Raw genomic sequence first — 26,170 nt, forward strand, 5'->3', positions numbered from 1 at the left:
AGCAGCCTGGGTTGCGGGACGGGGGCGGCCGGATTAGGTAGGGTTCTCGCGCAAACCCAGGCAGCTCATGGTCGTTCTCGTCGATACGGTGTCCGCCAATCCCGTCCGCCCCCGGCATCCGGAGAAGGCGGCGCGGCCTGACGCGCTGTCGCCGAAGAAGCCGGACTGGATCCGGGTGCGCGCGCCGACCACGCGCGGCTATGGCGAGACCCGCGGCATCGTCAAGGAAAACGGCCTGCACACGGTGTGCGAAGAGGCCGGCTGCCCGAACATCGGCGAGTGCTGGGACAAGAAGCACGCCACCTTCATGATCATGGGGGACACCTGCACCCGGGCGTGCGCGTTCTGCAACGTCAAGACCGGAATGCCGGGTGCGCTTGACGCCAACGAGCCGGCTTATGTCGCCGAGGCGACGCGGAAGCTCGGGCTGCAGCATCTGGTGATCACCTCGGTCGACCGCGACGATCTGGCCGACGGCGGGGCGGCGCACTTTGCCGCGACGATCCGCGCAGTGCGCGAAGCCTGCCCGACCACGACGATCGAGATTTTGACGCCGGACTTCCTGCGCAAGGATGGCGCGCTGGAAGTCGTGGTCGCTGCCAAGCCGGACGTGTTCAACCACAACCTCGAAACCGTGCCGTCGCGCTATCTGTCGGTGCGGCCGGGCGCGCGTTACTTCCATTCGATCCGGCTGCTGCAGCGAGTGAAGGAACTCGATCCGACCATCTTCACCAAGTCCGGCATCATGGTCGGCCTCGGCGAGGAGCGCCACGAGGTGCTGCAGGTGATGGACGATTTGCGCTCGGCGGAGGTCGATTTCCTCACCATCGGCCAGTATCTGCAGCCGACCCGTAAGCACCACGCGGTGATGCGCTACGTCACGCCGGACGAGTTCGCCGGCTATCAGACCACCGCCTACGCCAAGGGCTTCCTGATGGTGTCGGCGAGCCCGATGACGCGCTCGTCGCATCACGCCGGCGACGACTTCGCCAAGCTCAAGGCGGCGCGCGCGGCGCGAGCCCGCTAACAGTCCAAGACCTGAAGTCCGAGACGATGCCGCAGTTTTCCAACAGGCGCAGAGTGCCGCACAGTGCCCAGCAGATGTTCGACCTCGTCGCCGATGTCGAGCGCTATCCGCAATTCGTGCCGCTGTGCAAGGCGCTGAAGATCCGCGAGCGCATCCAGCAGCCGGACGGCAATGAGGTGGTGATCGCCGACATGACGGTGTCGTTCAAGCTGGTGCAGGAAACCTTCACCAGCCGCGTCACCCTCGACCGCGCCAATCTGAAGATCCTGGTCGAGTATCTCAAAGGCCCATTCTCAAATCTGGAGAACCGCTGGACGTTCGCGGCCAAGACCGAGCGCGCCTGCGAGGTCGGCTTCTTCATCGCCTACGAATTCAAGAGCCGGATGCTCGCCACGCTGATGGGCGCGATGTTCGACACCGCGTTCCACCGTTTCGCCGAAGCGTTCGAAACCCGCGCCGACCAGATCTACGGCACCGGCCCGAAGCTGTCGCGGGTGTAGTTAGTTTCGCACCGTCAACAGCCTTCCGTCATTGCGAGGAGCGCAGCGACGACGCAATCCAGCTCGATGCACGGAGCTGGATTGCTTCGCTTCGCTCGCAACGACGGACACGGCGAATACTTGAATCTTCACACACTCCGCCGTCATCGCCGGCTTGTCCGGGAGGCCCAGTATGCCAGAGTGCTTCCGAAGATCACGAGCGCTCTGGGATACTGGTCCCTCCGCTTTCGCGGAGGGTGACGGCGATGATCGGGCCGCGCCGTGCACTTCATGCCGGCCTGACGAATAGCACCGCCGCTAAGTCTTCTTCGGATTCACCGGCCGCTTCGGCTGCGGGCGCTTGGCGGCGACGCGGCGGGGGGAGCGGGCGACGCGTTTATGCACGCCGGTGGCCACCTCGCGTTTGGCCTTGGTCGGCGGCTTCGGACCGCGGGCGAGTTCCAGCAGCATTCGCAGGGCTTCGACCACCGAGCGCTGGCGGACGTTGCTGCGGCCGATCGCGCCGAAGCGCTGCTCGCGATGCGAGATCCGGCCGTCGCGCGACGCCACCGCAAAATGCACCAGGCCGACCGGCTTGCCGGGCGTCGCGCCGCCGGGGCCGGCGATCCCGGTGATCGAGACCGCGAGATCGACGTCGGCATTCTCCAGCGCGCCGACCGCCATCGCGATCGCGGTTTCCTTGCTGACGGCGCCGAAGGTGGTGAGCGTGGCGTTCTCGACGCCGAGCAGGTCATGCTTGGCGGCGTTGGAATAGGTGACGAAGCCGCGGTCGATCACGTCGGACGAGCCGGGGATGTCGGTCAGCGCGCCGGCGACCAGACCGCCGGTGCAGGACTCGGCGGTCGCGATCATCAGCTTCCGCGAACGGCAGAGGTCGAGCAACGAGCGGGCGAGGGCGCGGGCGTCGTTGCTGCTCATCGTCAGCCGGCCAGTCCGTCGGCGCCCCAGGGCAGCCGGATGGTGGCGGATGCGGTCGCCGCAATGCCTTCCTCCCGGCCGGTGAAGCCGAGCTTCTCGCTGGTGGTGGCCTTCACCGCGACGCGCGACACCGGCACGCCGGTGATCTCGGCAATGCGCTGACGCATCGCGTCGCGCAGCGGACCGATCTTCGGCCGCTCGCAGATCATCGTCACTTCGAGATTGGCGACGCGGCCGCCGCGCGCGGTGACGCGGTCGATGGCGTATTTGAGGAACTTGTCGGAGGCTGCGCCTTTCCACTGCGGATCGGTCGGCGGGAAGTGCGAGCCGATGTCGCCATCCGCCAGCGCGCCGAGGATCGCGTCGACCAGCGCATGCAGGCCGACGTCGCCGTCCGAATGCGCCAGGAAACCGCGGGTGTGCGGCACCTTCAGGCCGCACAGCCAGACGTGGTCGCCTTCGCCGAACGCATGCACGTCGTAGCCGGTGCCGGTGCGGATATCGCCGAGTGCGGCCATCAGCCGGCTTTCCTCGCGCGCGAAATCTTCCGGGGTGGTCATCTTCATGTTGTTAGCATCGCCCTCGAAGGTCGACACCGTCAATCCCGCCCATTCGGCGATCGCGGCGTCGTCGGTGAATTCGTCCCGGCCGTCCTGGGCAGCGCGGCGGTGGGCGTCGAGGATCACGTCGAAGCGGAACGCCTGCGGGGTCTGGGCGATCCGCAAGGTAGCGCGGTCCGGCGTCGCATCGACCGCGCCGTTGGCGTCGACCTGCTTGATGGTGTCGGTCACCGGGACCACCGGCAGCGCCGCGCCAGTCGCGCCAGCCGCGGTGATGGCGCGGGAGATCAGTTCCTGGGTGACGAAGCAGCGCGCGGCGTCATGGATCAGCACGATATCCGGCTTCAGTTCGGCCAAAGCCTCCAGGCCGGCGCGCACCGAGGCCTGCCGGGTCGCTCCGCCGCCGACCGCGGGGCGGAAATTCAGACCGGCCACCGCCGCGTTGAACATCTCGGTGTCGTCGGGATTCGTCACCGGCTGCACCGCCATCACGCCCGGATGGGTGCAGAACGGCTCCATCGCCCGGGCGATCACCGGCCGTCCGGCGAGGGTGCGGTATTGCTTGGGACCGCCCGCGCCGGCGCGCAGGCCGCGACCGGCGGCGACGATAATGGCAGCAGTACGGGGCGAGTTCGGCATCGGATCAATTGATACGGAATTGGGATGGCCTGCGCTGGTCGCGCCGGTGCACAGCCCTTACCATGCCGGAGCAGGAAAGCAGCATGATTCCATCGCCGCAGCCGCCGGCGGCCGGGGACAATTGCTGCAATGCACTTGCATGTCAGATATGATTGGCTAAACTGTAGGCAATGATCTACAATGCTCAAACATTGAGCGAAGCCGAGCCTGCAACTGCGCTGGCTACCAAATGAGCAACGAGTGACGCGCCCGACTGTAACAGGTTCGCCGCCTTTGAGGATTGGCAATATTGCGGTGCCTGATCCGGTGTTGTTGGCGCCGATGACAGGCATTACCGATGCGCCGTTTCGCCGGCAAGTCGCGGAGCTGGGCGCCGGTCTGGTGGTATCGGAGATGACCGCCAGCGAGGATCTGGTCGCCGGCCGCCGGATGTCGGTCCGTCGCTGCGATAAGGTCGGGCAGGGGCCGCACGTCGTCCAGCTTGCCGGCTGCGAGGCGCGCTGGATGGCGGAGGGCGCCCGGATTGCGGAAGCCGGCGGCGCCGACATCATCGACATCAATATGGGCTGCCCGGCGCGGCACGTCACCGGCGGTCTGTCCGGCTCGGCGCTGATGCGTGATCTCGATCATGCGCTGACGCTGATCGAGGCGACGATCGGCGCGGTGCGGGTGCCGGTGACGCTAAAGATGCGGCTCGGCTGGGACGATCGCTCCCGCAACGCGCCCGAACTGGCGCGACGTGCGCAGGACGCCGGGGTGCAGCTCGTCACGGTTCATGGCCGCACCCGGCAGCAATTCTACAAGGGCGAAGCCGATTGGAACGCGGTCCGCGCCGTCCGGGACGCGATCTCGATTCCGCTGGTGGTCAACGGCGACATCATCTGCCACGCCAGCGCAGTCGAGGCGCTCAAGCGCTCCGGAGCCGACGCGGTGATGATCGGGCGCGGCGCCCAGGGGCGGCCGTGGTTGCCGGGGCAGATCGGGCGCCAGCTCACCACCGGTCAGGTCGAGGCCGAGCCTCCGCTCGCCGCGCAGCGCGATTACTTGCGCACGCTCTACGATGACATTCTGGCGCTGTACGGCGTCAAGATCGGGCTGCGTCACGCCCGCAAACATCTCGGCTGGTCGCTCGAGGTGGCCGCTGCCAGCGCCGGCGCTCCGCCGTCAGTTCTGAAGAGCTGGCGCACCGCGATCCTGACCGAAGAGAATCCGGCCCGCGTGCACAGCGCGCTCGCCGATGCCTACGATGATTTCGCCTGGAGGGCCGCCGCATGAACGCCATCGTCGAACCGCGCCGGGCGCAGCCGACCGACAGCGATGCGATCCTCAACGCGCTGCCGAATCCCGTGCTGCTGGTCGGCCCGGACGGCAAGATCGTCGACGCCAACATGGCGGCGGAATCGTTCTTTGAGATTTCAACGCAGTTGCTGCGGCGGCAGTCGCTGACCGATCTGGTGCCGTTCGGCAGCCCGCTGCTGGCGCTGATCGAGCAGGTTCGCGTCGGGCATTCGCCGGTCAACGAATACAAGGTCGATCTCGGCACGCCGCGGATCGGTGCCGACCGCCAGGTCGATCTGCACGTCGCGCCACTCAACGAACGGCCCGGCCACATCGTGGTGATGCTGCAGGAGCGCACCATCGCCGACAAGATGGACCGCCAGCTGACGCATCGCAGCGCCGCGCGCTCGGTAATCGCGCTCGCCGCCATGCTGGCGCATGAGATCAAGAACCCGCTGTCCGGCATCCGCGGCGCGGCGCAGCTGCTGGAGCAGCAGGCCTCTGCCGAAGACCGCATGCTGACCCGGCTGATCTGCGACGAGGCCGACCGCATCGTCACGCTGGTCGACCGCATGGAAGTGTTCGGCGACGACCGTCCGGTCGCGCGTGGCCCGGTGAACATCCACTCGGTGCTGGATCACGTGAAGCGGCTGGCGCAGTCGGGCTTTGCCCGCAACATCAAGTTCATCGAGGACTACGACCCGTCGCTGCCGCCGGTGCTCGCCAATCAGGATCAGCTGATCCAGGTGTTCCTCAATCTGGTGAAGAACGCTGCCGAGGCTGTGGTTGATCTCGGCTCCGATGGCGAGATCCAACTCACCACCGCGTTCCGCCCCGGCGTCCGGCTGTCGGTGCCGGGCAAGAAGACGCGGGTGTCGCTGCCGCTGGAATTCTGCGTGCGGGACAACGGTCCCGGCGTTCCCGAAGATCTGCTGCCGAACCTGTTCGATCCGTTCGTCACCACCAAGCCGTCCGGCTCCGGCCTCGGTCTTGCATTGGTAGCGAAGATTGTCGGCGATCACGGCGGCATCATCGAGTGTGAATCGCAGCCGCGCAAAACCACCTTCCGGGTGCTGATGCCGATGTTCAACACCGCTAAGGCCCTTCAATCCCCGAACGGCGAGGACGCGCCGGCGTCGTCCGATGCCTCACAGACTGCAAGATGAGGACTCCCAATGCCCGCAGGTAGTATTCTCGTCGCGGACGACGACACCGCCATCCGCACGGTACTCAACCAAGCGCTATCGCGCGCCGGCTACGAAGTGCGGCTGACCGGCAACGCGGCGACGCTGTGGCGTTGGGTGAGCCAGGGCGAGGGTGATCTGGTGATCACCGACGTAGTGATGCCGGACGAGAACGCATTCGATCTGCTGCCTCGAATCAAGAAGCTGCGCCCGAATTTGCCGGTCATCGTGATGAGCGCGCAGAACACCTTCATGACCGCGATCCGCGCATCGGAGAAGGGCGCCTACGAATATCTGCCGAAGCCGTTCGACCTGAAGGAACTGATCGCGATCGTCGGCCGGGCGCTTGCCGAGCCGAAGGAGCGGATCAGCAGCGCTAACGACGAAGGCGAATTCGACTCGATCCCGCTGGTCGGCCGTTCGCCGGCGATGCAGGAAATCTATCGCGTTCTGGCGCGGCTGATGCAGACCGACCTCACGGTGATGATCACCGGCGAGTCCGGCACCGGCAAGGAGCTGGTGTCGCGGGCGCTGCACGACTACGGCAAGCGTCGCAACGGTCCGTTCGTTGCCGTCAACATGGCGGCGATCCCGCGCGACCTGATCGAATCCGAATTGTTCGGCCACGAACGCGGCGCCTTCACCGGCGCCAACACCCGAGCCTCGGGCCGGTTCGAGCAGGCCGAAGGCGGCACGCTGTTTCTCGACGAAATCGGCGACATGCCGATGGAAGCGCAGACCCGGCTGCTGCGCGTGCTACAGCAGGGTGAGTACACCACGGTCGGCGGCCGCACCCCGATCAAGACCGATGTCCGGATCGTCGCGGCGTCGAACAAGGACCTTCGTGTCCTGATCCAGCAGGGCCTATTCCGCGAGGACCTGTTCTTCCGCCTCAACGTGGTGCCGCTGCGGCTGCCTCCGCTGCGCGAGCACATCGAGGACCTGCCGGATCTGGTCCGACACTTCTTCGCGCTGGCCGAGAAGGATGGCCTCCCAGCCAAGAAGCTCGATGCCGCGGCACTCGAGCGGATGAAGCAGCATCGCTGGCCGGGCAACGTCCGCGAGCTCGAAAATCTCGCGCGCCGACTGGCGGCGCTTTACCCGCAGGAGGTGATCACCGCCTCGGTGATCGACGGCGAATTGGCGCCGCCGCCCGTGGTCGCGGGCGGCAACGCTCCGCACACCGTCGACAACCTCGGCGGCGCGGTCGAGATGTATCTGTCGTCACACTTCTCGGGCTTCCCGAATGGTGTGCCGCCGCCCGGGCTCTACCATCGGGTGCTGCGCGAGATCGAAGTGCCGCTGCTCACCGCTGCGCTGGCGGCGACTCGCGGCAACCAGATTCGGGCCGCCGACTTGCTGGGGCTCAACCGCAACACCCTGCGGAAGAAGATCCGAGACCTCGACATTCAAGTCTACCGCACCGGCGGCTGAGACGCCGGGGCAAGCTTTTCGGCTGTGGACCGCGTACTCGCCCGAGGTGGCTCGGGCGAGGCGCCGCGATATTGTCGCAATTGAGCAACATTGTTGTAGGAATGCATCACACGGTCTGCTCAATGCGGCGGCCGAACGCATTCAATGATTATTGCCGGAATGACCAGCGCAGAGACGTCGGCCCAACCCGTTGACGACCCCTCGATTGCCGAGCCGCGGCTGCGCACCTGGCGCAAGCTGCTGGCCCCGATGGCGGTCGGCATTGCGCTGCTCTCGGCGTTCCTGACCTTCATCGTCCTGACCGGCCTTACGCCGATCGCGCCGACGCGGGAAGTCGTCGTCAGCTTCCTGCTGATCAACGCCGTCACCATCCTGCTGCTGCTCGGCATCATCGCCCGCGAGGTCTGGAAAGTGGTCCAGGCCCGCCGGCGGGGGCGGGCTGCGTCGCGGCTGCACATCCAGATCGTCAGCCTGTTCTCGGTGATCGCGGTGCTGCCGGCGGTGCTGGTGTCGATCGTCGCCAACGTCACGCTCGACCGCGGCCTCGACCGGCTGTTCTCCGGCCCGACCCGGGCGGTGATCCAGAACTCGCTGATCGTTGCCAACGCCTATCTGCACGAGCACGGCCAGCTGATCCGCGGCGACATCCTCGGCATGGCCAACGACATCTCGCACGCCCGGGCGCTGTTCGACCTCGACCGCAAATCCTTCCGCGAATTCCTGACCAACGACGCCGCCACCCGCAACCTGCCGGGCGCGATGCTGATCGACAAGGATCGCAACATCCTGGAGGCGGCGCAGAACGGCATCCGCCGCGACTTCGACGTGCCGGCGCCGGAGTTTCTGAAGAACGTCGACGACACCGAACCGCAGATCGCGGTGTTCATCGAGGCTAATTACGTCGCCGCGGTGATCCGGCTGAAGGGCTTCGAAGACACCTTCCTGTACGTCGCGCGCTTCCTCGATCCGCACGTCGTGGCGCAGTTGCGCCAGACCCAGGCGAGCGTCGCCGAATATTCCGAACTCGAAGCGCGCCGTCTTGGCGTCCAGGTCGCATTCGCGCTGATGTTCACGGTGATCGCGCTCACCGTGCTGATGTCTGCGGTGCTGATCGGCCTGAACTTCGCCAACTGGCTGGTGGCGCCGATCCGGCGCCTGATGGGCGCCGCGCATCTGGTCTCGACCGGCGACCTGCACGTCCAGGTGCCGGTGTCGAAATCCGAGGGCGACCTGTCGCAGCTCGGCATGACCTTCAACAAGATGACCCAGGAGCTGCGCACCCAGCGCGACGAACTGGTCAGCGCCAGCGAACTGATCGATAGCCGGCGCCGCTTCATCGAGGCTGTGTTGTCGTCAGCCAGCGCCGGCATCATCGGCGTCGACGGCTCGCTGTCGATCGGCATCCTCAACCGCTCGGCCGAGAAGCTGATCGGCCACGCCGAGGCCGAAGCGCTCGGCCATCCGCTGTCCGAGATCATCCCCGAGCTCGACGAGATCATGGCCAATGCGCGCGAGGGATCGCAGCGCCTGGTGCAGGGCCAGATCACCATCATCCGCGACGGTCGCGAGCGCATCCTCAACGTCCGCGTCACCGCCGAGCAGACCGGGCATACCAGCGACAGCTACATCATCACCCTTGACGACATCACCGAGCTGGTGTCGGCGCAGCGCACCTCGGCGTGGGGCGACGTCGCGCGCCGCATCGCGCATGAGATCAAGAATCCGCTGACGCCGATCCAGCTCTCAGCGGAGCGGATCAAGCGCAAGTTCGGTAAGGTGATCGTCGAGGACAAGAGCATCTTCGAGCAGTGCACCGACACCATCGTCCGTCAGGTCGATGACATCCGGCGCATGGTCGACGAATTCTCGCGGTTTGCCCGGATGCCGAAGCCGGTGATCGAAGGCGAGGATGTCGGCGACACTGTGCGGCAGGTGGTGTTCCTGATGCGCGTCGGGCATCCCGACGTCGACATCGAAACCGAGATCAAGGACGAGCCGCTGCACGCGCGGTTCGACCGCCGCCTGATCTCGCAGGCACTGACCAACATCATCAAGAATGCCACCGAGGCGATCGAGGCCGTGCCCGAGGAAGAACTCGGCAAGGGCAAGATCGAAGTTGTTGCGGCTCGCGACGGCGACTTCGTCGTGATCGACGTGATCGACAACGGCATCGGTCTGCCCAAAGAAAGCCGTTCGCGGCTGCTCGAACCCTACGTCACCACCCGTGAGAAGGGCACCGGCCTCGGTCTTGCGATCGTCGGACGCGTGCTGGTCGACCACGGCGGCGGCATTGAACTCAACGACGCATCCCACGTTCGTCCAGGCCAGCGCGGTGCATGGATGCGCCTTCGATTCGCGATGTCCGGTCAGCCGGCATCACCTCCCGGATCGGGTGAACCAAAACAGCAGGCCGAGAACGAACCAAGGATAGCGGCTGCCAGCGGCAGCTAAAGCGACAGGCGCGACCATGGCGAATGATATTCTGATCGTCGACGATGAAGCGGACATCCGTGATCTCGTTGCCGGTATTCTCGAGGACGAAGGCTTCTCCACGCGCACCGCGCGCGATAGCGATTCGGCGCTGGCCGAGATCGCCAATCGGCGGCCGAACCTGATCTTCCTCGACATCTGGCTGCAGGGCAGCAAGCTCGACGGTCTGCAATTGCTGGAGCAGATCAAGAAGGATCACACCGACGTCCCGGTGGTGATGATCTCCGGCCATGGCAACATCGAAACTGCGGTCGCGGCGATCAAGCGTGGCGCCTACGACTTTATCGAAAAGCCCTTCAAATCCGACCGGCTGATCCTGGTGGCGACGCGTGCGCTCGAAACTTCGCGGCTGAAGCGCGAGGTGCGGGAGCTGAAGCAGCTCGCACCGTCGGCCTCGACGCTGGTCGGCCGCTCCGCCTGCATCAATCAGCTGCGCCAGACCATCGAGCGCGCCGCCAAGGCCAACAGCCGGATCCTGATCGTCGGCCCGTCCGGCGCCGGCAAGGAGCTGGCGGCGCGGACGCTGCACAATTCGTCGTCGCGCGCCGAGGGGCCGTTCGTGGTGATCAACGCCGCGGCGATCACCCCGGAGAAGATGGAAATCGAGCTGTTCGGTGTCGAAGCCAACGGCGAGCATTCGCGCAAGGCCGGCGCGCTCGAAGAGGCGCACGGCGGCACGCTGTTCATCGACGAAATCGCCGACATGCCGCGCGAGACCCAGAACAAGATTCTGCGTGTCTTGGTCGAGCAGACCTTCCAGCGCTGCGGCGGCACCACCAAGGTCAATGTCGACGTCCGCATCATCTCGTCGACGGCGCGCAACCTCGAAGAGGAAATCGCTGCCGGCCGTTTCCGCGAAGACCTGTATCACCGGCTGTCGGTGGTGCCGATCCGCGTGCCGCCGCTGTCCGAGCGCCGCGACGACATTCCGGAACTGATCGAGTACTTCATGGAGCAGATCTCGGCGGCGACCGGCCTGCCGCGCCGGCAGATCGGCCAGGACGCGATGGCGGTGCTGCAATCGCATGTCTGGCCCGGCAATGTCCGCCAGCTCCGCAACAACGTCGAGCGGCTGATGATTTTGGCCGGTGGCGGACCGGATGCGGTGATCACCGCCGACATGCTGCCGCAGGACGTCGGCTCGATGGTGCCGACGATGCCGACCGGAAATAACGGCGAGCACATCATGGGCCTGCCGCTGCGCGAGGCCCGCGAGGCGTTCGAGCGTGACTATCTGATCGCGCAGATCAGCCGATTCTCCGGCAACATCTCGCGCACCGCCGAATTCGTCGGCATGGAGCGCTCGGCGTTGCACCGCAAGCTCAAGGCGCTCGGCGTCGGCTAAGTCGTCCTTCCATTCATATCTCAGACCTGGATTCAATCGATGTCGCGCATCGCCTATGTCAACGGCCGTTATCTCGACATGCGCGATGCGAGCGTGAACATTGAAGATCGCGGCTATCAGTTCGCCGACGGCGTCTATGAGGTCTGCGAAGTCCGCGGCGGCAAGCTGGTCGACATGCCGCGGCACTTGGCGCGGTTGCAGCGCTCGCTCGGCGAATTGCGGATCAAGGAGCCGATGCCTCTTTCGGCCTTGTCGGTCGTGATGCACGAAGTGGTGCGGCGCAACCGGGTGAATCACGGCATCGTCTATCTGCAGGTCACGCGCGGCGTAGCGCGGCGCGATCACGGCTTTCCGGCTGCGTCGGTGAAGCCCGCCGTGGTGGTGACGGCGCGCAGCCTCGATCCGGCCAAGGGGCAGGCCAACGCCGCCCACGGCATCAAGGTGATCACGCTGCCGGAGAACCGCTGGCCGCGGGTCGATATCAAGTCGACGGCGCTGCTACCCAACGTGCTGGCCAAGCAGGCGGCGCGCGAGGCCGGTGCCTATGAGGCGTGGTACGTCGACCGCGACGGCTATGTCACCGAAGGCTCCTCCAGCAACGCCTGGATCGTCACCAAAGAGGGCCGGGTGGTGACCCGCTCGGCCGAGGCCGGCATTCTCCCCGGCGTCACCCGTGCGGTGCTGATGGATGCGTTCGAAGCGCTGCAGGTTCGGTTCGAGGAGCGGCCGTTCACGCCGGCCGAGGCGGCCAGTGCCGCCGAGGCGTTCGTCACGGCGTCCAGCCAGCTCGTGATGCCGGTGGTGGCGATCGACGGGCAGGCGATTGGCGACGGCAAGCCGGGCGCATTGGCCAAACGTCTAAGAGAGCAGTTTCACCGATTTGCGGTGTTTTCTTAAGCTTTGCGGCGCGGGGAGCATTCACTCGGGGTTTTAGTTGCTTGCTTAAAAGCCATGCCTACCCTCTAATCGGACGTCGGCTTCCGGAGGGGGATCTCGGAGGAGTCGGCAACCGGGGTGGAGCTCCGATAGAGAGACGCGCACCGGCAAGAAAAGACAAAACCAATTGCGGGATAAAAAATGGCGGCAGACCGCGCACAAAACCTTCAAGACACTTTCCTCAACCACGTACGCAAGACAAAGACTCCCCTGACGATCTTTCTGGTCAACGGGGTGAAGTTGCAGGGTATTGTCACCTGGTTCGATAATTTTTGCCTTTTGTTGCGGCGCGACGGTCATTCGCAGCTCGTCTACAAACACGCGATCTCGACGATCATGCCGGGGGCGCCGATCCAGCTGTTCGAAAGCGGCGAGGACTCGCCAGCTTGAGGCGGGCCTGATTGGAACCCCGCAGCATCGACGGGGGCGCCGATCGTCCGCGATCGGGGCAGGGCGGAGAGACCGGACGAGTCATCGTTGTCGGTCCGTATTTGCGCGCGCGTCGGGGCGATCCTGACGCCGCGGATACGGCCGTCCGCGACAACGACGCGCGGCTCGATGAAGCCGCCGGGCTCGCGCGCGCCATCGACCTCGATGTCGTCGAGGCGGTGCTCACGCCGATCAGCCAGATTCGTCCCGCGACCTATCTCGGCAAGGGCAAGGTCGAAGAGATCGTCGGGCTGATTGCCGCGCACGAAGCCGACCTCGTGGTGATGGATTGCGCGCTGTCGCCGATCCAGCAGCGCAACCTGGAGAAGGCCTGGAACGCCAAGGTGCTCGATCGCACCGGCCTGATCCTGGAAATCTTCGGGCGCCGCGCCAAGACCCGCGAAGGCACGCTCCAGGTCGAGCTGGCGCATCTCAACTATCAACGCTCGCGCCTGGTCCGCTCGTGGACCCACCTCGAGCGCCAGCGCGGCGGCTTCGGCTTCATGGGCGGTCCGGGCGAGACTCAGATCGAGGCGGACCGCCGGCTGATCGGCGAACGCATCACCAAGCTCGAAGCCGAGCTGAAGAAGGTGCAGGCGACACGGCGGCTGCATCGCGCCGGCCGGCAGCGCGTGCCGTATCGCGTGGTCGCGCTGGTCGGCTACACCAACGCCGGCAAGTCGACGCTGTTCAACCGTCTGACGCGGGCCGACGTGCAGGCGGCCGACATGCTGTTCGCAACGCTCGACCCGACGCTGCGCGCGATCGAGCTGCCGCACGGCGGCAAGGCGATGCTGTCCGACACCGTCGGCTTCATCTCCAATCTGCCGACCCAGCTCGTCGCTGCATTCCGCGCGACGCTGGAAGAGGTGCTGGAAGCCGATCTGATCCTGCACGTCCGCGACATCAGCCACGAGGATGCCGAAGCGCAGCAGCACGACGTCGACAACGTGCTGCGCCAGCTCGGCGTCGATGCGGCCAGCGGCCGGATTGTCGAAGTCTGGAATAAGATCGACCGCTTCGAGCCCGAGCAGCGGGACGAGCTGAAGAACATCGCGGCGCGCCGGCCCGAGGATCATCCGTGCCTTCTGGTGTCGGCGGTGAGCGGTGAGGGCGTCGATGACCTTCTGCTGGCGATCGAGCAGCGCCTGGCGGCCACCCGCACCGTGCTCGATCTGTCGATCGATGCCGCGGACGGGGCCGGGGTGAGCTGGCTCCATCGCAATACCGAGGTGCTGGCGAAGGATCTGGTCGACGGCCGCTACGCCATGACGGTGCGGGTCGAGGACAACAAGCGCGACGTCGTGATCGACCGTTTCGGCGCGGTGCCGCGGCCGGATTGAGGGCGCGAATCGGCGCTTTGCGGAAGCGCCGGTCGCGGCAATTTCGGCGCCTTTCGCGAAGGCTTTTCGCGGTCGTCGAAAACGCCCCGTAAGTCTTTGGAAAAACGAGCGGAAAAACCTTCGAAAACCGCGCCCGAAAGGGTGGTTCACAACACCCCGATACGCTATACGAATCCGATCAGATTCTGACCGGAATTCACCCTTGTCCGACAAAGACGACGAGAAGCCCGGGGAGCCGCTGGCGCCCTCGGATATTCGCCCCGTATCCATTCTCGACGAGATGAAGCGCAGCTATCTCGATTACGCGATGAGCGTGATCGTGGCGCGAGCGCTGCCGGATGCGCGCGACGGGTTGAAGCCGGTGCATCGCCGCATCCTGTACGGGATGTACGAGAACGGCTTCGAGTGGAACAAGCCGTATCGCAAGTCGGCGCGCACCGTCGGCGACGTCATCGGTAAGTATCACCCGCACGGCGACCAGTCGGTGTACGATGCGCTGGTCCGTATGGCGCAGAACTTCTCGATGCGCGTGCCGCTGATCGACGGTCAGGGCAATTTCGGTTCGGTCGACGGCGATATGCCGGCGGCAATGCGGTACACCGAATCCCGCCTGACCAAGATCGCGCAGACGCTGCTCGACGATATCGACAAGGACACCGTCGACTTCCAGCCGAACTACGACAATTCGGAACGGGAGCCGCAGGTTCTTCCGGCCAAGTTCCCGAACCTGTTGGTGAACGGCGCCGGCGGCATCGCGGTCGGCATGGCCACCAACATCCCGCCGCACAATCTCGGCGAGGTGATCGATGCCTGTATCGCGCTGATCGACGATCCGGCGCTGTCGATCGACGATCTCAACAAGATCGTGCCGGGCCCGGACTTCCCGACCGGCGGCATCATTCTCGGCCGCGCCGGCATCCGCGCCGCGTATCAGACCGGCCGCGGCTCGATCGTGATGCGTGGCAAGGTCGAGATCGAGACCGTCCGCAAGGACCGTGAAGCGATCATCGTCACCGAGATTCCGTATCAGGTGAACAAGGCCACGATGGTCGAGCGCATCGCCGAACTGGTGCGCGAGAAGAAGATCGAAGGCATCGGCGATCTGCGCGACGAATCCGACCGCGACGGTTTCCGCGTGGTGATCGAGCTGCGCCGCGACGCTGTGCCGGAAGTCGTGCTCAACCAGCTCTACAAGTTCACGCCGCTGCAGACCAATTTCGGCGCCAACATGGTGGCGCTGGAAGGCGGCCGTCCGCAGCTAATGAACCTGAAGGATCTGCTGACGGTCTTCGTCGCATTCCGCGAACAGGTCGTCACCCGCCGCACCAAATTCCTGCTCAACAAGGCGCGCGATCGCGCGCACATCTTGGTCGGCCTCGCGATCGCGGTGGCGAATATCGACGAGATCATTCGGGTGATCCGTAATTCGCCCGATCCGAACACGGCGCGCGAGACCCTGATGTCGCGCGACTGGCCGGCGGCCGATGTCGCGGCGATGATCACGCTGATCGACGATCCGCGCCACAAGCTCAATGAGGACGGCACCGCGCGGCTGTCGTTCGAGCAGGCCAAAGCGATCCTCGATCTGCGGCTGCAGCGCCTCACCGCGCTGGGACGCGAAGAGATTTCCGAAGAGCTCGACAAGCTCGCGGTCGAGATCGCCGACTATCTGGAAATCCTGCGCTCGCGGGCGCGGGTGCAGACGATCGTCAAGACCGAGCTCGGCGAGGTCAAGGCCGAGTTCGCAACGCCGCGCCGGACCGAGATTGTCGAGCAGGAAGGCGAGGTCGAAGACGAAGACCTGATCCAGCGCGAGGACATGGTGGTGACCGTGTCGCACGCCGGCTACGTCAAGCGGGTGCCGCTGTCGACCTATCGGGCGCAGCGCCGCGGCGGCAAGGGCCGCTCCGGCATGGCGACGCGCGAGGAGGATTTCGTCAGCCGGCTGTTCGTCGCCTCGACGCACACGCCGGTGCTGTTCTTCTCGTCGCGCGGCCAGGTCTACAAGGAGAAGGTCTGGCGGTTGCCGCTGGCGCCGCCGAACGGCCGCGGCAAGGCGCTGATCAACATTCTGCCGCTGGAGCAGGGCGAGCGCATCACCACGATCATGCCGCTGCCGGAGGACGAAGCCTCCTGGAGCGAGCTCGACGTGATGTTCGCCACCACCGGCGGCAACGTCCGCCGCAACAAGCTGTCCGACTTCGTCGACGTCCGCCGCTCCGGCATCATCGCGATGAAGCTCGACGAGGGCGAGGCGATCGTCGACGTCCAGATCTGCACCGAGCGCGACGACGTGCTGCTGACCGCCGCCGGCGGCCAGTGCATCCGCTTCCCGGTGCCGGACGTCCGCGTGTTCAGCGGCCGCACCTCGATGGGTGTGCGCGGCATCGCGCTGTCGTCCGGCGATAAGGTGATCTCGCTCAGCATCCTGCGTCACTTCGAGGCGACGCCGGCCGAACGCTCGACCTATCTGAAGCAGTCCGGCGCGATCCGCCGTGCCGCGACCGGTGAGGAGAACGAGCCGATCGAGACGCCGGAGGCAGAAGCCGAGGAGGGCGATACGTCCGCGGCGCTGTCGCAGGAGCGCTATGCCGAAATGTCGGCGTCCGAGCAGTTCGTGCTGACGATCTCGGAGAACGGCTACGGCAAGCGGACCTCGTCGTTCGAGTACCGCACCACCGGGCGCGGCGGCAAAGGCATCGTGGCGATGTCGGTGAACAGCCGCAACGGCAAGCTGATAGCGTCGTTCCCGGTCGAGGACTCCGACCAGATCATGCTGGTCACCGACAACGGCCAGCTGATCCGCTGCCCGGTCGAAGGCATCCGCGTCGCCGGCCGCTCGACGCAGGGCGTGATCGTGTTCGACACCGCGGATGACGAGAAGGTCGTCTCGGTCGAGCGCATTCCGGAGACCGACGACGGCGACAACGGCAACGGCGGCTAGGCTGCCGCTCAAGTGGAGGCGGCGGTTCCGCTCGCCGCCTCTGCGCCACGCTGTGGCGCCGTCAGCCGGCTTCACGATCGCCGGAATCGAAAGACCCCCGAGGGGGCAACTCGGGGGTCTTCGGTACAGAGCGCCCTTGGAGGGAAGCGCTTTGCGGAAACTAGCGGTCGGATAAAGCCAAAACCTTAATGTCGTTCCGCGGTCACCAGCCGCGCCTGGCCGATCGGCGCGTGGCTGGCATTGGCGTTGCGGAGGCAGGACGGCTCGAAATTCGGCCAGGCCTGCTCCGAGCAGGCGGTGCCGAGGGGACGGATGTCGAGCCGGTCGCCCTTGGCCAGAGCCTGCGGGACGCTGGCTTCGACCTGCGGGGCAAAGCCCGGAAGAATGGTGACTGCCGCGGCAGCAAAGGCGGCGATCGCGATCACGGAAAGAGCCTTGATCATGACGGTGTCCCCTGTCGTCTCGATGGTCCGGCCGTTTCGGCCTGGAGTGCTTTGTCGCTTCCCGATGCGGCTGGTTTACCCAGCGCTGGTTTCAGAACGTCTTCATCGCCCGGCCATTCAGGTTTCATGACCGCGGGGATTTGTTTCTTGGCTTTCGGGCGCATGAAACAAACCCGTAAAAACGTGAGTGTTTTCAGGCGCCTCGCGTTACCATGCAGAAGACGCGCGAAGCCGCGATCCGGTTCGATCCGCAGCGCGAAATAAATCCGCCTGCCAGCTGCAGTTTTGAAGGAACTGGCGCCGCTTGCTCGATCCCGCGCGCCGCGCTAGACGGGCCGGATGTCACGCATCGCGCTTTATCCGGGGTCTTTCGATCCCGTCACCAACGGCCATCTCGACGTCGTCCGCCACGCCGTGGCGCTGTGCGACAAGCTCGTGGTGGCGATCGGCATTCATCCCGGCAAGAAGCCGCTGTTCACCACCGAGGAGCGCCTCGCGATGGTCGAACAGGTGTTCGGCCCGGTCGCCAAGGCGGCCGGCTGCGCGTTCGGCTGCACCACCTACGACAATCTCACCGTGACCGCGGCCGAGAAGGTGGGGGCGACCATCATGATCCGCGGCCTGCGCGACGGCACCGATCTCGACTACGAGATGCAGATCGCCGGCATGAACGAGACCATGGCGCCGGCAATCCATACCGTTTTCCTGCCGGCTTCTGTCGGCGTGCGCCCGATCACCGCCACACTGGTGCGGCAGATCGCTGCGATGGGCGGCGACGTCTCGGCCTTTGTTCCGGCCGAGGTGGCGTCCGCTCTGAAATCCAAGTTTGCCGCCGGCTCGCCGGCCTAACCGACCCGGAGTTTTCATGATCCGTCTGATCGGCCTCTTCGCGGCGCTGCTGTTCGCGCTGCCGGCACTGGCGCAGCCGCTGCCCGCCAATCTCGACAAGCAGAACGCGCTCGTCATCGACACCACCAAGGGCCGCATCGTGATCGCGCTCCGTGCCGACATCGCGCCCAAGCACGCCGAGCGGCTGAAGCAGCTTGCCCGCGAAGGCTTCTACAACAACGTGCCGTTCCACCGCGTGATGGGCGGCTTCATGGCGCAAACCGGCGACGGCCAGAACTTCAACGGCACCGGCGGTTCGAAGTATCCGAACTTGAAGCAGGAATTCTCCAACGTGCCGTTCACCCGCGGCGTCGTCGGCATGGCCCGACGCGGCGACAGCGTCGACAGCGCCAACTCGCAGTTCTTCATCATGTTCGCCGACGGCCCGAGCCTGAACGGCCAGTACACCGTGATCGGCAATGTCGTGTCCGGCATGGATGTCGTCGACAAGCTGAAGAAGGCTTCGCCGACCTCGCCCGGCGGCGCCGTGACCGATCCGGACAAGATGGTGAAGGTCCAGGTCGCCTCCGACGTGAAATAGGCGATCCCATTGCTGCCGCGCCGACTGACGATAGTCGCGGTAGCCTTGATCGCTGGGGCGATCGGTCTCACCGTTCGCCCCGCGTCTGCGCAGAACGCGCCGATCGACAATCTCAACGCATTGTTTTCCGCGATGAAGCAATGCTGGCGTCCGCCGCGTCTGCCGGCCGGGAATCCCGGCATGCAGATCACCGTGCTGGTGAGCTTCACGCGCAGCGGTGAGATCCTCGGCAAGCCGCGGATCACCTTTGAAAGCCCGGAGGCCGGCCGGGACGACAGCCTGGCCTATCGCGTTGCGGTGATGGAGGCGTTGCAGCGATGCACGCCGCTGCCATTCACGCCCTCGATGGGGGGCGCCGTCGCCGGACGTCCGTTCGCGCTGCGGTTCGACGATCGCAGACAGAGTCCCAAACCAACAGAGAAGAGAGCATGGCTGATAACGACAACATCCTGATCCTCGAAACCACCCAAGGCACCGTGAAGATCGAATTGCGCCCGGATCTGGCGCCGAACCACGTCGCCCGGATCAAGGAGCTGGTGCGCGAGGGCTTCTACGACGGCATCGTGTTCCACCGCGTGATCGAAGGCTTTATGGCCCAGACCGGCTGCCCGCAGGGCACCGGCATGGGCGGCTCCGGCAAGAAGCTGAAGGCCGAGTTCAACGCCGAGCCGCACGTCCGCGGCACCGCGTCGATGGCGCGTGCCGCCAATCCGGACTCCGGCGACAGCCAGTTCTTCATCTGCTTCGACGACGCCCGCTTCCTGGACAAGCAGTACACCGTCTGGGGCAAGGTGATCGAAGGCATGGAGAACGTCGACAAGATCAAGCGCGGCGAGCCGGTCAAGGATCCGGACAAGATCGTCAAGGCCAGCATCGCGGCCGACGCTGCCTAAGCGTCGCTCGCGTCAGCCAACTAAGGCTGACATCACTACAATGAAGGTGTCATGCCCGGGCTTGACCCGCCTGCGGGGCCGTAGCCCTCTTCGGCGCGGCGGAGGCCCGGGCATCCATCTTTCGAAGAGGATGGATCGCCGGATCAAGTCCGGCGATGACGGGTACCGTATGCGCACCGATCTGTTCGATTTCGATCTGCCTGCCGAGAACATCGCGCTGCGGCCGGTGAGCCCGCGCGATGCCGCGCGGATGCTGGTGGTGCGCCCCGGCGCGTCGCTCGAGGATCGGATCGTGCGCGATCTGCCGTCGCTGCTGGCGCCCGGCGATCAGCTGGTGGTCAATGATACAAGGGTGATCGCGGCGCAGCTGACCGGTCGCCGCATCGGCCGCGGCCTCGAGCCAAAGATCGAAGCGACGCTGATCAAGCGGCTCGACGGCGCCCGCTGGCAGGCACTGGTCAAGCCTGCAAAGAAACTGCTCCCGGGCGACGTGGTGCGCTTCGGTCATGACGGCCGGGTCTGTCTGCTCGGCCATCTCGACGCCACTGTGGAGGCCAAGGGCGAAGCCGGCGAGGTGACGCTGGCGTTCTCGTTTCATGGCCCGGTGCTCGACCAGGCGATCGCTGAGATCGGCGCCACGCCGCTGCCGCCCTATATCGCCTCCAAGCGCCCGCCCGACGCGCAGGACACTACCGATTATCAGACCATGTTCGCCGCCAATGAGGGCGCGGTCGCGGCGCCGACCGCGGGGTTGCATTTCACCGCCGAACTCGAAGCCGCGCTCGCCGCGCGGGGCGTCGGGGTGCACCGGATCACGCTGCATGTCGGGGCAGGGACGTTCCTGCCGGTGAAGGCCGATGACACCAGCGAGCATCGCATGCACGCCGAATGGGGCACGATCAGCTCCGGCACCGCGGATGCGCTGAACGCAGCGCGTGCGGCGGGAGGCCGGATCGTTGCGGTGGGGACGACGTCGCTGCGCTTGTTGGAAAGTGCGGCGCGCGATGACGGCCACATTGCGCCATTCGCCGATGAGACCTCGATCTTCATCACGCCGGGCTATCGCTTCCGCGCTGTCGACGTGCTGATGACCAATTTCCACCTGCCGCGGTCGACGCTGTTCATGCTGGTGTCGGCATTCTGCGGTCTCGACACCATGCAGGCGGCCTACGCCCACGCCATTCGAACCGGCTATCGGTTCTACTCTTACGGCGACGCCAGCCTGCTGTTCCGGAACGACATCACCCCATGACCGTGCCCAATCACTTCGAACTGCTCGGAACCAACGGCGCCGCGCGCACCGGCCGGCTCACCACGCCGCATGGCGTCGTTCGCACCCCGGCCTTCATGCCGGTCGGCACCGCGGGCGCGATGAAGGGGCTGCACTGGCGCGAAGTCCGCGACGCCGGTGCCGATATCGTGCTCGGCAACACCTATCACCTGATGCTGCGGCCCGGCGCCGAGCGGATCGCGGCGCTCGGCGGCCTGCAGCGATTCACCACCTGGAACGGCCCGATGCTGACCGACTCCGGCGGCTTCCAGGTGATGTCGCTGGCGCAGCTGCGTAAAGTCAACGAACAGGCGGTGACGTTCCGCTCGCACATCGACGGCGCGGCGATCGAATTGTCGCCGGAGCGCGCGATCGAGGTGCAGCGTCTGCTCGGCTCGGACATCGCCATGCAGCTCGACGAATGCGTGCGGCTGCCGGCTGATCATGCCGACATCGAACGGGCGATGCAGTTGTCGCTGCGCTGGGCCGAGCGCTGTAAGCGCGCGTTCGAAACCGCGCCGGATGGCTACATGCTGTTCGGCATCGTGCAGGGCGGCGACGTGCCGGAGCTGCGTCACGCCTCGGCGCAGGGGCTGATCGACATCGGCTTCCACGGCTATGCGATCGGCGGCCTCGCGGTCGGCGAGCCGCAGGACGTGATGCTGGCGATGATCGAGGAGGCGGCGCCGATCCTGCCCGCGGAACGGCCGCGCTATCTGATGGGCGTCGGCACGCCCGAGGACATGCTGGAAGCGGTGGCGCGCGGCATCGACATGTTCGATTGCGTGATGCCGACCCGCAATGGCCGCCACGGCCTGGCGTTCACGCAGTTCGGCCCGATCAATCTGCGTAACGCCAAGCACGCCGACGATCCGCGGCCGCTCGACGAGGAGAGCGACTGGCCGTCGGCCCGCACTTACTCGCGGGCGTATCTGCACCATCTGGTGCGGTCGAGCGAGACGCTCGGCGCGATGCTGCTGTCGGAGATCAACATCGCCTACTATCAACGGCTGATGCGTGACATCCGCGCCGCGATCGCCGCAGGTCAGTTCGAAGAGTTCAGGCTTCGTACCCGCGCCGGCTGGGAGCGGGGCGACATCGCGGCGCGATGATAGACGACGCGAGCGACGGTCGACCGTTCGCCGCGCAACCTGCCGACGCCTGATGGATCGAATGAGTCAGTTGCAGGAAAAGCGTTTCACCGTGTGCTTGGTAACGAAACCATAGCCGCAGGTGTCGCAGGTCCACAGATAGCTCACCACGCTTTCGGTGAGATACGCCGATGCTTCGGCCGCGACCATCGAGTCGGCGCAGACCGGGCAGGTAGGAAGATCGCTGCCGCGTGGTGCGGGACGAGGAACGTTGGTCGACAGGACTTCAGCAATCGCCGGCATCGTGACCTCCTCATCTTCCAAAAGCGTTGGACCTGATTGGTTGAACAGATCTGACTGGTTGAATGGGCCTGAGAGTTCGAATGAACCTAAACGTCAGGCACGTGTTCGACTGAAGTGATCACCACCTCAGTTGCACGAACTATACACTAGGAACTCTGACGATGTCGCAACACAAATGCGTTCGTTTTGAGAAATTCGATTCTGCACTGCACGCCTCGCGCGAGCTTTGCCGCCGACATCTCGATTGCGAAGGTGCTCGTTAGCGATTCAATTACTATTGCGGCCGGCAAGGCGGCGTGATCAACCGGTGATGAAGCCTGTCACAGCTGAGTCTTGTGCGCCGCGATGCGCGGCGTTCGTCCAACTGTCGTGAAGCGGCTCGTCGGTCATTCGACGAGTCACATCAACGCCTTAAGTCTGCTCAACCTGCCGAGAAAACCGCCATGTCGCAGCCGCCCCGCCGCCCCCGCACGTTGAACGATGCCCGCACTGAGGCGGAGGCCGCCTTCAAGAAGGTCACCGCCAAACCAGTGGAAGCGCCGCCGAAGCGGCAGGCAGTGCCGGGCGTGAAGGAGATGGTTTCGCTGCGGATCGATCAGGCCGTGCTGGAACACTTCCAGGAGGGCGGCCCGGGCTGGCAGGACCGCATCAACGCGGCGCTGCGCAAGGCCGCCGGCCTCGACGACTAGCGTGAATTCCGGATCGGGGCTGCGGCGGGCGGTCGCGGTCCGCCGCGCAGATTGAGCAGATTGCCGGTCAGGATCAGCGCGGCGCCGATCACCGTGTAGGCGTCGAGCCGCTCGCCATACAGCAGCCAGCCCGCGGTTGCCGACAGCGGCACCCGCAGGAAGTCCATCGGCACCACGATGGTGGCGTCGGCGTAAGTCAGCGCCCGCGCCATGCAGTAGTGCGAGAACGTGCCGCAGAATGCGATGATGACGATCCAGGCCCAGACATAGGCCGACGGCCATTGCCACAGCCACAGCGCCGGCACCAGGCCGGCGGCGCTCTGGATGATCAGCATCCAGAAGATGATCGCGAGCGTGCTCTCGGTGCGGGTCAGCGATTTCATCAGCGTGACCGAAATGCCGAAGCCGACGGCGGCGCCGAGTGCGATCAATTGTCCCGGTTCGATCGACGAGGTGGCGGGACGGACGATCACCACGACGCCGATCAGCCCGAGCACGACCGCGGTGATCTTCCAGACGTTCATGTGTTCGCCGAGGAAGGTCGCGGCCAGGATCGCGATCCAGATCGGCATGGTGAACTCGATCGACACCACCTGGCCGATCGAGATCAGCGTCAGCGCGTAGAACCAGCCGATCTGCGCGGCGTAGTGCACCAGGTTGCGGCTCAGATGCGCGAGCGGCCGCGCTGTCGCCATCGCGGTCAGCCCGCCAGCCTTGTGGATCAGCGGGTACAGCATCGCGAAGCCGATCAGCGAGCGCAGTTCCATCACCTGAAACACGCTCAACTCGCGCAGCGTTTCGCGGCCGGCGACGGCGACGATCACCATCAGCGCCAGCCAACCGGCCATCCACAGCGCGGCCTTCAACATCGAGGGAGAGCGGGTCATCGCGGCGGTTTGGCTCGTTGATGGCGTCGGCGTTTCCTGAAGTCGCTCTATCTTCGACAACGGCAGGCTTGGCAACCGCCGCGCCGCAGAGGCCCGTCTGCGGCCGCTGCGGTTGATTTCCGCCGCCGCTTGTGCGCGCAATTGCCGTCAAAGCGGCGAACAAGCCGGTCACCAAGGGAGGATCGACGATGCGGGTGCTGCAACCGGATGGATGGGCCAAGCCGCGAGGCTTCGCGCACGGCGTCGCCTTCAACGGTCCCGGCCAGTGGCTGGTGCTGGCGGGCCAGACCGGCACCAATGATCAAGGCGAATACGAATCGGACGATCTCGCCGCGCAAGTTGGCGCGGCGCTGCGACGCGTGACGCGGCTGCTGGCGGAGGCCGGAGCGGGCCCCGAGCACATCGTGCGACTGACCTGGTATCTCACCAGCCGTGCCGAATACGAGGCCGCTGGGGCCGGAATCGGCGCGGCCTGGAAGGAGACGCTGGGCCGGCACTTTCCGCCGTCGACGCTGCTCTATATCGGCGGGCTGGTCGATCCTCGCGCCAAGGTCGAGCTCGAGGTGACGGCGTTCGTGCCGGCGAGGTGACGCAGCCTGGGCGACTTAGCCTTGCGGATGCTTGCCAGCGCGGCCGGTTTCGGCCAATGAGCCGCGAGCTTTTCCAAGGAGTTTCGTTCGATGACCCAGCGCTCGACCTCGGCCGATTTCGTCACCGCCTTCGCCACCGGCTGGCCGGAGGCTCAGCCGGAGGTGATGATCCTGTCGCTGACCACGCAGAAGGGCGTGCAGGACTTCGCCCTGACCAAGGAGCAGGCGCTGCTGGTCGCCAAGACCATCAAGCGCACCGCGACCGCGCTGGCCGCGCCGAAGGCGAGGGCCTGACCGCGCGCCGCGGCAGGGCATTCAAAGGCTCGCCGCGGCAGCGTGCCCCCAAACGAAAACCGGGCCCCTTTCGGAGCCCGGTTTGGCAACACAGCTCAGAAGAGCAGTATTGATTAGCCGACGTTGACCGACGACTCGATCGCCGCGGCCTTGCCGTTCCAGTACTTCGAGAACCAGGTGGTGTGCGACAGCACAGCGAAGTGCACCAGGATCGCGATCACGGTGACGCTGCCGAGCAGGAGCGGGAGACCGACGGTCGGCTTCACCACAGTCCAGATACGAGCTTGATTCATATTCTATACTCCTTTGGGCAGCTAATTAGTGCAGCCAGGGCGAGTAAACGTAGGCGAGGAAGTGCGCGACGATCGCGATCGCACCGAAAATGCGGGTGCCATCGATCACGTGCTTGTGGAGCTCTTCGGACTCCTCGACCGTCAGGCCGGTCAGCGTCTTGTCAGCCATTTTGAGACCTCATAATGGGGTTTCTGCGCATCGCCGAGCCGCGTTGCGGCCCTCGATGGCGCGCATATTGACCCGCTCCCCCCGACCGAACATTGAGCCGGCTCAAATTTTCGTGAGTGCTGCGTGATCCGTTGGTCGTAAGGCGGTAGCGAGGTGCTGGGTTAGGCCGCTTTATTGTGGGCCAGCGGATTGCCAAAAGTCCCTTGGTGCGCGCATTGCCGGTCGAATCGAGCTCACGGAGCGGACAGGTGAACGGCGATCGATTTGGGAGCTGCTGGGCCAAGTGGACCGCCAGCGAAGAGAATACACGCGAAGTTAGGCACCAAAGTCGGCGCTCTACACCGATCTGCTGCCGAAGCTGAACTCGCGGATGATCCGACTAGTGGACAACCCGCGACTGATCAGTCAGCTCGCCGCGCTGGAGCGGAAAACCTCACGTCGCGGCAAAGATACGATCGACCATCCGCCGGCTGGGCATGATGACGTGGCGAACGTGGTGGCCGGCGCGGCACACTGCGCGGTTCATCGGCACAGCGTCACGGTGCAGGAGTTGGTGATTTAGGAACGATTGTGCGACTCAATCGTTCCTAATATGTTCTATTAACGGTTTAAAGTTAGGCTTAAGTCATGTTCCAGCTGCCAAAATGCAGGCATTGCGAAAGACGATGGCGGCCGCCATCGGGGGTCGTAAGTGCTCAAGCTTTCTGCGCCCGGTGTAGTAGCGACCGCCGGAAGATTGCCGCGGACAAACTCGGGTTCCGAAGGCTGCACAAAAAGGATCTCGCAGATTCG

At 65.3% G+C, this 26,170-nt stretch carries 28 protein-coding genes; 21 read left to right on the top strand and 7 right to left on the bottom strand.

Going from position 1 to position 26,170, the window contains the following annotated elements:
• Window positions 1-67 precede the first annotated feature (67 nt).
• Both lipA and VRZ08_RS00275 read left to right on the top strand, forming a co-directional pair.
• Window positions 68-1,027 (top strand): lipoyl synthase, encoded by a 960-nt coding sequence (gene lipA, locus VRZ08_RS00270; protein WP_107355672.1) that lies wholly within the window; start codon window positions 68-70, stop codon window positions 1,025-1,027.
• A 26-nt stretch (window positions 1,028-1,053) separates the two neighbouring features.
• Window positions 1,054-1,527 (top strand): type II toxin-antitoxin system RatA family toxin, encoded by a 474-nt coding sequence (locus VRZ08_RS00275; RefSeq protein ID WP_012496037.1) that lies wholly within the window; start codon window positions 1,054-1,056, stop codon window positions 1,525-1,527.
• Window positions 1,528-1,824: 297 nt separating this feature from the next.
• Here the strand turns inward: VRZ08_RS00275 and VRZ08_RS00280 are convergent, their stop codons facing one another.
• Both VRZ08_RS00280 and VRZ08_RS00285 read right to left on the bottom strand, forming a co-directional pair.
• A complete protein-coding gene (locus VRZ08_RS00280; RefSeq protein ID WP_414531211.1) occupies window positions 1,825-2,445 on the bottom strand; it encodes a CinA family protein in 621 nt (206 codons plus the stop codon).
• Window positions 2,446-2,447: 2 nt separating this feature from the next.
• Window positions 2,448-3,644, bottom strand: coding sequence for a bifunctional 2-C-methyl-D-erythritol 4-phosphate cytidylyltransferase/2-C-methyl-D-erythritol 2,4-cyclodiphosphate synthase (locus VRZ08_RS00285; protein ID WP_414531212.1), 1,197 nt, complete (start codon window positions 3,642-3,644; stop codon window positions 2,448-2,450).
• Window positions 3,645-3,917: 273 nt separating this feature from the next.
• Between VRZ08_RS00285 and dusB the strand changes: the two genes are divergently transcribed.
• From dusB to gyrA, 9 genes are all read left to right on the top strand, one after another.
• Complete coding sequence (gene dusB, locus VRZ08_RS00290; RefSeq protein ID WP_414531213.1) at window positions 3,918-4,919, top strand: tRNA dihydrouridine synthase DusB; 1,002 nt, start codon at window positions 3,918-3,920, stop codon at window positions 4,917-4,919.
• Entirely contained in the window at window positions 4,916-6,088 is a 1,173-nt protein-coding gene (locus tag VRZ08_RS00295) for a two-component system sensor histidine kinase NtrB (protein ID WP_011158142.1), read from the top strand. The genes dusB and VRZ08_RS00295 overlap by 4 nt, the downstream gene beginning before the upstream one ends.
• A 9-nt stretch (window positions 6,089-6,097) precedes the next feature.
• Window positions 6,098-7,540: a nitrogen regulation protein NR(I) gene (ntrC, locus tag VRZ08_RS00300; RefSeq protein ID WP_107344569.1), complete on the top strand. Its 1,443-nt coding sequence runs from the start codon at window positions 6,098-6,100 to the stop codon at window positions 7,538-7,540.
• A gap of 159 nt (window positions 7,541-7,699) precedes the next feature.
• Window positions 7,700-9,991, top strand: coding sequence for an ATP-binding protein (locus VRZ08_RS00305; protein WP_414531214.1), 2,292 nt, complete (start codon window positions 7,700-7,702; stop codon window positions 9,989-9,991).
• A 16-nt stretch (window positions 9,992-10,007) separates the two neighbouring features.
• The gene (locus VRZ08_RS00310) at window positions 10,008-11,375 is read left to right on the top strand and encodes a sigma-54-dependent transcriptional regulator (protein WP_107344571.1); all 1,368 of its coding nucleotides are present in this window, start codon (window positions 10,008-10,010) and stop codon (window positions 11,373-11,375) included.
• A gap of 39 nt (window positions 11,376-11,414) precedes the next feature.
• On the top strand, window positions 11,415-12,272 hold the full coding sequence (locus VRZ08_RS00315; RefSeq protein WP_414531215.1) for a D-amino-acid transaminase: 858 nt from the start codon (window positions 11,415-11,417) through the stop codon (window positions 12,270-12,272).
• Window positions 12,273-12,452: 180 nt separating this feature from the next.
• Complete coding sequence (hfq, locus tag VRZ08_RS00320; protein WP_011158147.1) at window positions 12,453-12,701, top strand: RNA chaperone Hfq; 249 nt, start codon at window positions 12,453-12,455, stop codon at window positions 12,699-12,701.
• An 11-nt stretch (window positions 12,702-12,712) separates the two neighbouring features.
• Complete coding sequence (gene hflX / locus VRZ08_RS00325) at window positions 12,713-14,083, top strand: GTPase HflX (protein WP_414531216.1); 1,371 nt, start codon at window positions 12,713-12,715, stop codon at window positions 14,081-14,083.
• A gap of 202 nt (window positions 14,084-14,285) precedes the next feature.
• A complete protein-coding gene (gene gyrA / locus VRZ08_RS00330; protein WP_414531217.1) occupies window positions 14,286-17,027 on the top strand; it encodes a DNA gyrase subunit A in 2,742 nt (913 codons plus the stop codon).
• Window positions 17,028-17,212: 185 nt separating this feature from the next.
• Here gyrA and VRZ08_RS00335 read toward each other — a convergent pair whose 3' ends face one another.
• Window positions 17,213-17,470 (bottom strand): hypothetical protein, encoded by a 258-nt coding sequence (locus tag VRZ08_RS00335; RefSeq protein ID WP_107344575.1) that lies wholly within the window; start codon window positions 17,468-17,470, stop codon window positions 17,213-17,215.
• Between the two features lie 339 nt (window positions 17,471-17,809).
• Here VRZ08_RS00335 and coaD point away from each other — a divergent pair, with 339 nt between their 5' ends.
• The 6 genes from coaD to tgt all read left to right on the top strand — a co-directional run bounded on the left by coaD (window position 17,810) and on the right by tgt (window position 22,174).
• Window positions 17,810-18,319: a pantetheine-phosphate adenylyltransferase gene (gene coaD / locus VRZ08_RS00340; protein ID WP_107344576.1), complete on the top strand. Its 510-nt coding sequence runs from the start codon at window positions 17,810-17,812 to the stop codon at window positions 18,317-18,319.
• Between the two features lie 16 nt (window positions 18,320-18,335).
• Window positions 18,336-18,899, top strand: a complete 564-nt coding sequence (locus VRZ08_RS00345; RefSeq protein WP_107344577.1) for a peptidylprolyl isomerase — start codon at window positions 18,336-18,338, stop codon at window positions 18,897-18,899.
• Window positions 18,900-18,908: 9 nt separating this feature from the next.
• Entirely contained in the window at window positions 18,909-19,352 is a 444-nt protein-coding gene (locus tag VRZ08_RS00350; RefSeq protein WP_414531218.1) for a hypothetical protein, read from the top strand.
• Window positions 19,328-19,792 (top strand): peptidylprolyl isomerase, encoded by a 465-nt coding sequence (locus tag VRZ08_RS00355; RefSeq protein WP_107355679.1) that lies wholly within the window; start codon window positions 19,328-19,330, stop codon window positions 19,790-19,792. Before VRZ08_RS00350 ends, VRZ08_RS00355 begins: the two co-directional genes overlap by 25 nt.
• 169 nt (window positions 19,793-19,961) lie before the next feature.
• A complete protein-coding gene (queA, locus tag VRZ08_RS00360; RefSeq protein WP_414531219.1) occupies window positions 19,962-21,044 on the top strand; it encodes a tRNA preQ1(34) S-adenosylmethionine ribosyltransferase-isomerase QueA in 1,083 nt (360 codons plus the stop codon).
• The gene (gene tgt, locus VRZ08_RS00365) at window positions 21,041-22,174 is read left to right on the top strand and encodes a tRNA guanosine(34) transglycosylase Tgt (protein ID WP_414531220.1); all 1,134 of its coding nucleotides are present in this window, start codon (window positions 21,041-21,043) and stop codon (window positions 22,172-22,174) included. Before queA ends, tgt begins: the two co-directional genes overlap by 4 nt.
• 66 nt (window positions 22,175-22,240) lie before the next feature.
• On the opposite strand, the gene VRZ08_RS00370 is transcribed toward tgt, so the two are convergent.
• The gene (locus VRZ08_RS00370) at window positions 22,241-22,456 is read right to left on the bottom strand and encodes a hypothetical protein (protein WP_264052270.1); all 216 of its coding nucleotides are present in this window, start codon (window positions 22,454-22,456) and stop codon (window positions 22,241-22,243) included.
• 443 nt (window positions 22,457-22,899) lie between these two features.
• Here VRZ08_RS00370 and VRZ08_RS00375 point away from each other — a divergent pair, with 443 nt between their 5' ends.
• Window positions 22,900-23,145 (top strand): BrnA antitoxin family protein, encoded by a 246-nt coding sequence (locus VRZ08_RS00375; RefSeq protein ID WP_107355705.1) that lies wholly within the window; start codon window positions 22,900-22,902, stop codon window positions 23,143-23,145.
• On the opposite strand, the gene VRZ08_RS00380 is transcribed toward VRZ08_RS00375, so the two are convergent.
• Window positions 23,142-24,032, bottom strand: coding sequence for a DMT family transporter (locus VRZ08_RS00380; RefSeq protein WP_414531221.1), 891 nt, complete (start codon window positions 24,030-24,032; stop codon window positions 23,142-23,144). The genes VRZ08_RS00375 and VRZ08_RS00380 overlap by 4 nt on opposite strands.
• Window positions 24,033-24,220: 188 nt before the next feature.
• On the opposite strand from VRZ08_RS00380, the gene VRZ08_RS00385 reads away from it, so the two are divergent.
• Together VRZ08_RS00385 and VRZ08_RS00390 are read left to right on the top strand one after the other, a co-directional pair.
• Window positions 24,221-24,622 (top strand): RidA family protein, encoded by a 402-nt coding sequence (locus VRZ08_RS00385; protein ID WP_164633721.1) that lies wholly within the window; start codon window positions 24,221-24,223, stop codon window positions 24,620-24,622.
• 90 nt (window positions 24,623-24,712) lie between these two features.
• On the top strand, window positions 24,713-24,916 hold the full coding sequence (locus VRZ08_RS00390) for a hypothetical protein (RefSeq protein ID WP_011158202.1): 204 nt from the start codon (window positions 24,713-24,715) through the stop codon (window positions 24,914-24,916).
• A 113-nt stretch (window positions 24,917-25,029) separates the two neighbouring features.
• Here the strand turns inward: VRZ08_RS00390 and VRZ08_RS00395 are convergent, their stop codons facing one another.
• Window positions 25,030-25,209, bottom strand: a complete 180-nt coding sequence (locus tag VRZ08_RS00395; RefSeq protein ID WP_011158203.1) for a light-harvesting protein — start codon at window positions 25,207-25,209, stop codon at window positions 25,030-25,032.
• Between the two features lie 25 nt (window positions 25,210-25,234).
• Window positions 25,235-25,378: a light-harvesting antenna LH1, beta subunit gene (gene pufB / locus VRZ08_RS00400; RefSeq protein WP_011158204.1), complete on the bottom strand. Its 144-nt coding sequence runs from the start codon at window positions 25,376-25,378 to the stop codon at window positions 25,235-25,237.
• A 382-nt stretch (window positions 25,379-25,760) separates the two neighbouring features.
• Here pufB and VRZ08_RS00405 point away from each other — a divergent pair, with 382 nt between their 5' ends.
• A complete protein-coding gene (locus tag VRZ08_RS00405) occupies window positions 25,761-25,940 on the top strand; it encodes a hypothetical protein (RefSeq protein ID WP_414531222.1) in 180 nt (59 codons plus the stop codon).
• The last annotated feature ends 230 nt before the right edge of the window (window positions 25,941-26,170 follow it).

It is taken from the genome of Rhodopseudomonas sp. G2_2311, assembly GCF_047501505.1.
Lineage (GTDB): Bacteria > Pseudomonadota > Alphaproteobacteria > Rhizobiales > Xanthobacteraceae > Rhodopseudomonas > Rhodopseudomonas palustris_H.

Bases quoted from the DNA above. Each gene is read 5' to 3' on its own strand.
- lipA (WP_107355672.1), top strand. From the start codon at position 68: ATGGTCGTTCTCGTCGATACGGTGTCCGCCAATCCCGTCCGCCCCCGG.
- VRZ08_RS00275 (WP_012496037.1), top strand. From the start codon at position 1,054: ATGCCGCAGTTTTCCAACAGGCGCAGAGTGCCGCACAGTGCCCAGCAG.
- VRZ08_RS00280 (WP_414531211.1), bottom strand. From the start codon at position 2,445: ATGAGCAGCAACGACGCCCGCGCCCTCGCCCGCTCGTTGCTCGACCTC.
- VRZ08_RS00285 (WP_414531212.1), bottom strand. From the start codon at position 3,644: ATGCCGAACTCGCCCCGTACTGCTGCCATTATCGTCGCCGCCGGTCGC.
- VRZ08_RS00295 (WP_011158142.1), top strand. From the start codon at position 4,916: ATGAACGCCATCGTCGAACCGCGCCGGGCGCAGCCGACCGACAGCGAT.
- ntrC (WP_107344569.1), top strand. From the start codon at position 6,098: ATGCCCGCAGGTAGTATTCTCGTCGCGGACGACGACACCGCCATCCGC.
- VRZ08_RS00305 (WP_414531214.1), top strand. From the start codon at position 7,700: ATGACCAGCGCAGAGACGTCGGCCCAACCCGTTGACGACCCCTCGATT.
- VRZ08_RS00310 (WP_107344571.1), top strand. From the start codon at position 10,008: ATGGCGAATGATATTCTGATCGTCGACGATGAAGCGGACATCCGTGAT.
- VRZ08_RS00315 (WP_414531215.1), top strand. From the start codon at position 11,415: ATGTCGCGCATCGCCTATGTCAACGGCCGTTATCTCGACATGCGCGAT.
- hfq (WP_011158147.1), top strand. From the start codon at position 12,453: ATGGCGGCAGACCGCGCACAAAACCTTCAAGACACTTTCCTCAACCAC.
- VRZ08_RS00335 (WP_107344575.1), bottom strand. From the start codon at position 17,470: ATGATCAAGGCTCTTTCCGTGATCGCGATCGCCGCCTTTGCTGCCGCG.
- coaD (WP_107344576.1), top strand. From the start codon at position 17,810: ATGTCACGCATCGCGCTTTATCCGGGGTCTTTCGATCCCGTCACCAAC.
- VRZ08_RS00345 (WP_107344577.1), top strand. From the start codon at position 18,336: ATGATCCGTCTGATCGGCCTCTTCGCGGCGCTGCTGTTCGCGCTGCCG.
- VRZ08_RS00355 (WP_107355679.1), top strand. From the start codon at position 19,328: ATGGCTGATAACGACAACATCCTGATCCTCGAAACCACCCAAGGCACC.
- queA (WP_414531219.1), top strand. From the start codon at position 19,962: ATGCGCACCGATCTGTTCGATTTCGATCTGCCTGCCGAGAACATCGCG.
- tgt (WP_414531220.1), top strand. From the start codon at position 21,041: ATGACCGTGCCCAATCACTTCGAACTGCTCGGAACCAACGGCGCCGCG.
- VRZ08_RS00370 (WP_264052270.1), bottom strand. From the start codon at position 22,456: ATGCCGGCGATTGCTGAAGTCCTGTCGACCAACGTTCCTCGTCCCGCA.
- VRZ08_RS00375 (WP_107355705.1), top strand. From the start codon at position 22,900: ATGTCGCAGCCGCCCCGCCGCCCCCGCACGTTGAACGATGCCCGCACT.
- VRZ08_RS00380 (WP_414531221.1), bottom strand. From the start codon at position 24,032: ATGACCCGCTCTCCCTCGATGTTGAAGGCCGCGCTGTGGATGGCCGGT.
- VRZ08_RS00385 (WP_164633721.1), top strand. From the start codon at position 24,221: ATGCGGGTGCTGCAACCGGATGGATGGGCCAAGCCGCGAGGCTTCGCG.
- VRZ08_RS00390 (WP_011158202.1), top strand. From the start codon at position 24,713: ATGACCCAGCGCTCGACCTCGGCCGATTTCGTCACCGCCTTCGCCACC.
- VRZ08_RS00395 (WP_011158203.1), bottom strand. From the start codon at position 25,209: ATGAATCAAGCTCGTATCTGGACTGTGGTGAAGCCGACCGTCGGTCTC.
- pufB (WP_011158204.1), bottom strand. From the start codon at position 25,378: ATGGCTGACAAGACGCTGACCGGCCTGACGGTCGAGGAGTCCGAAGAG.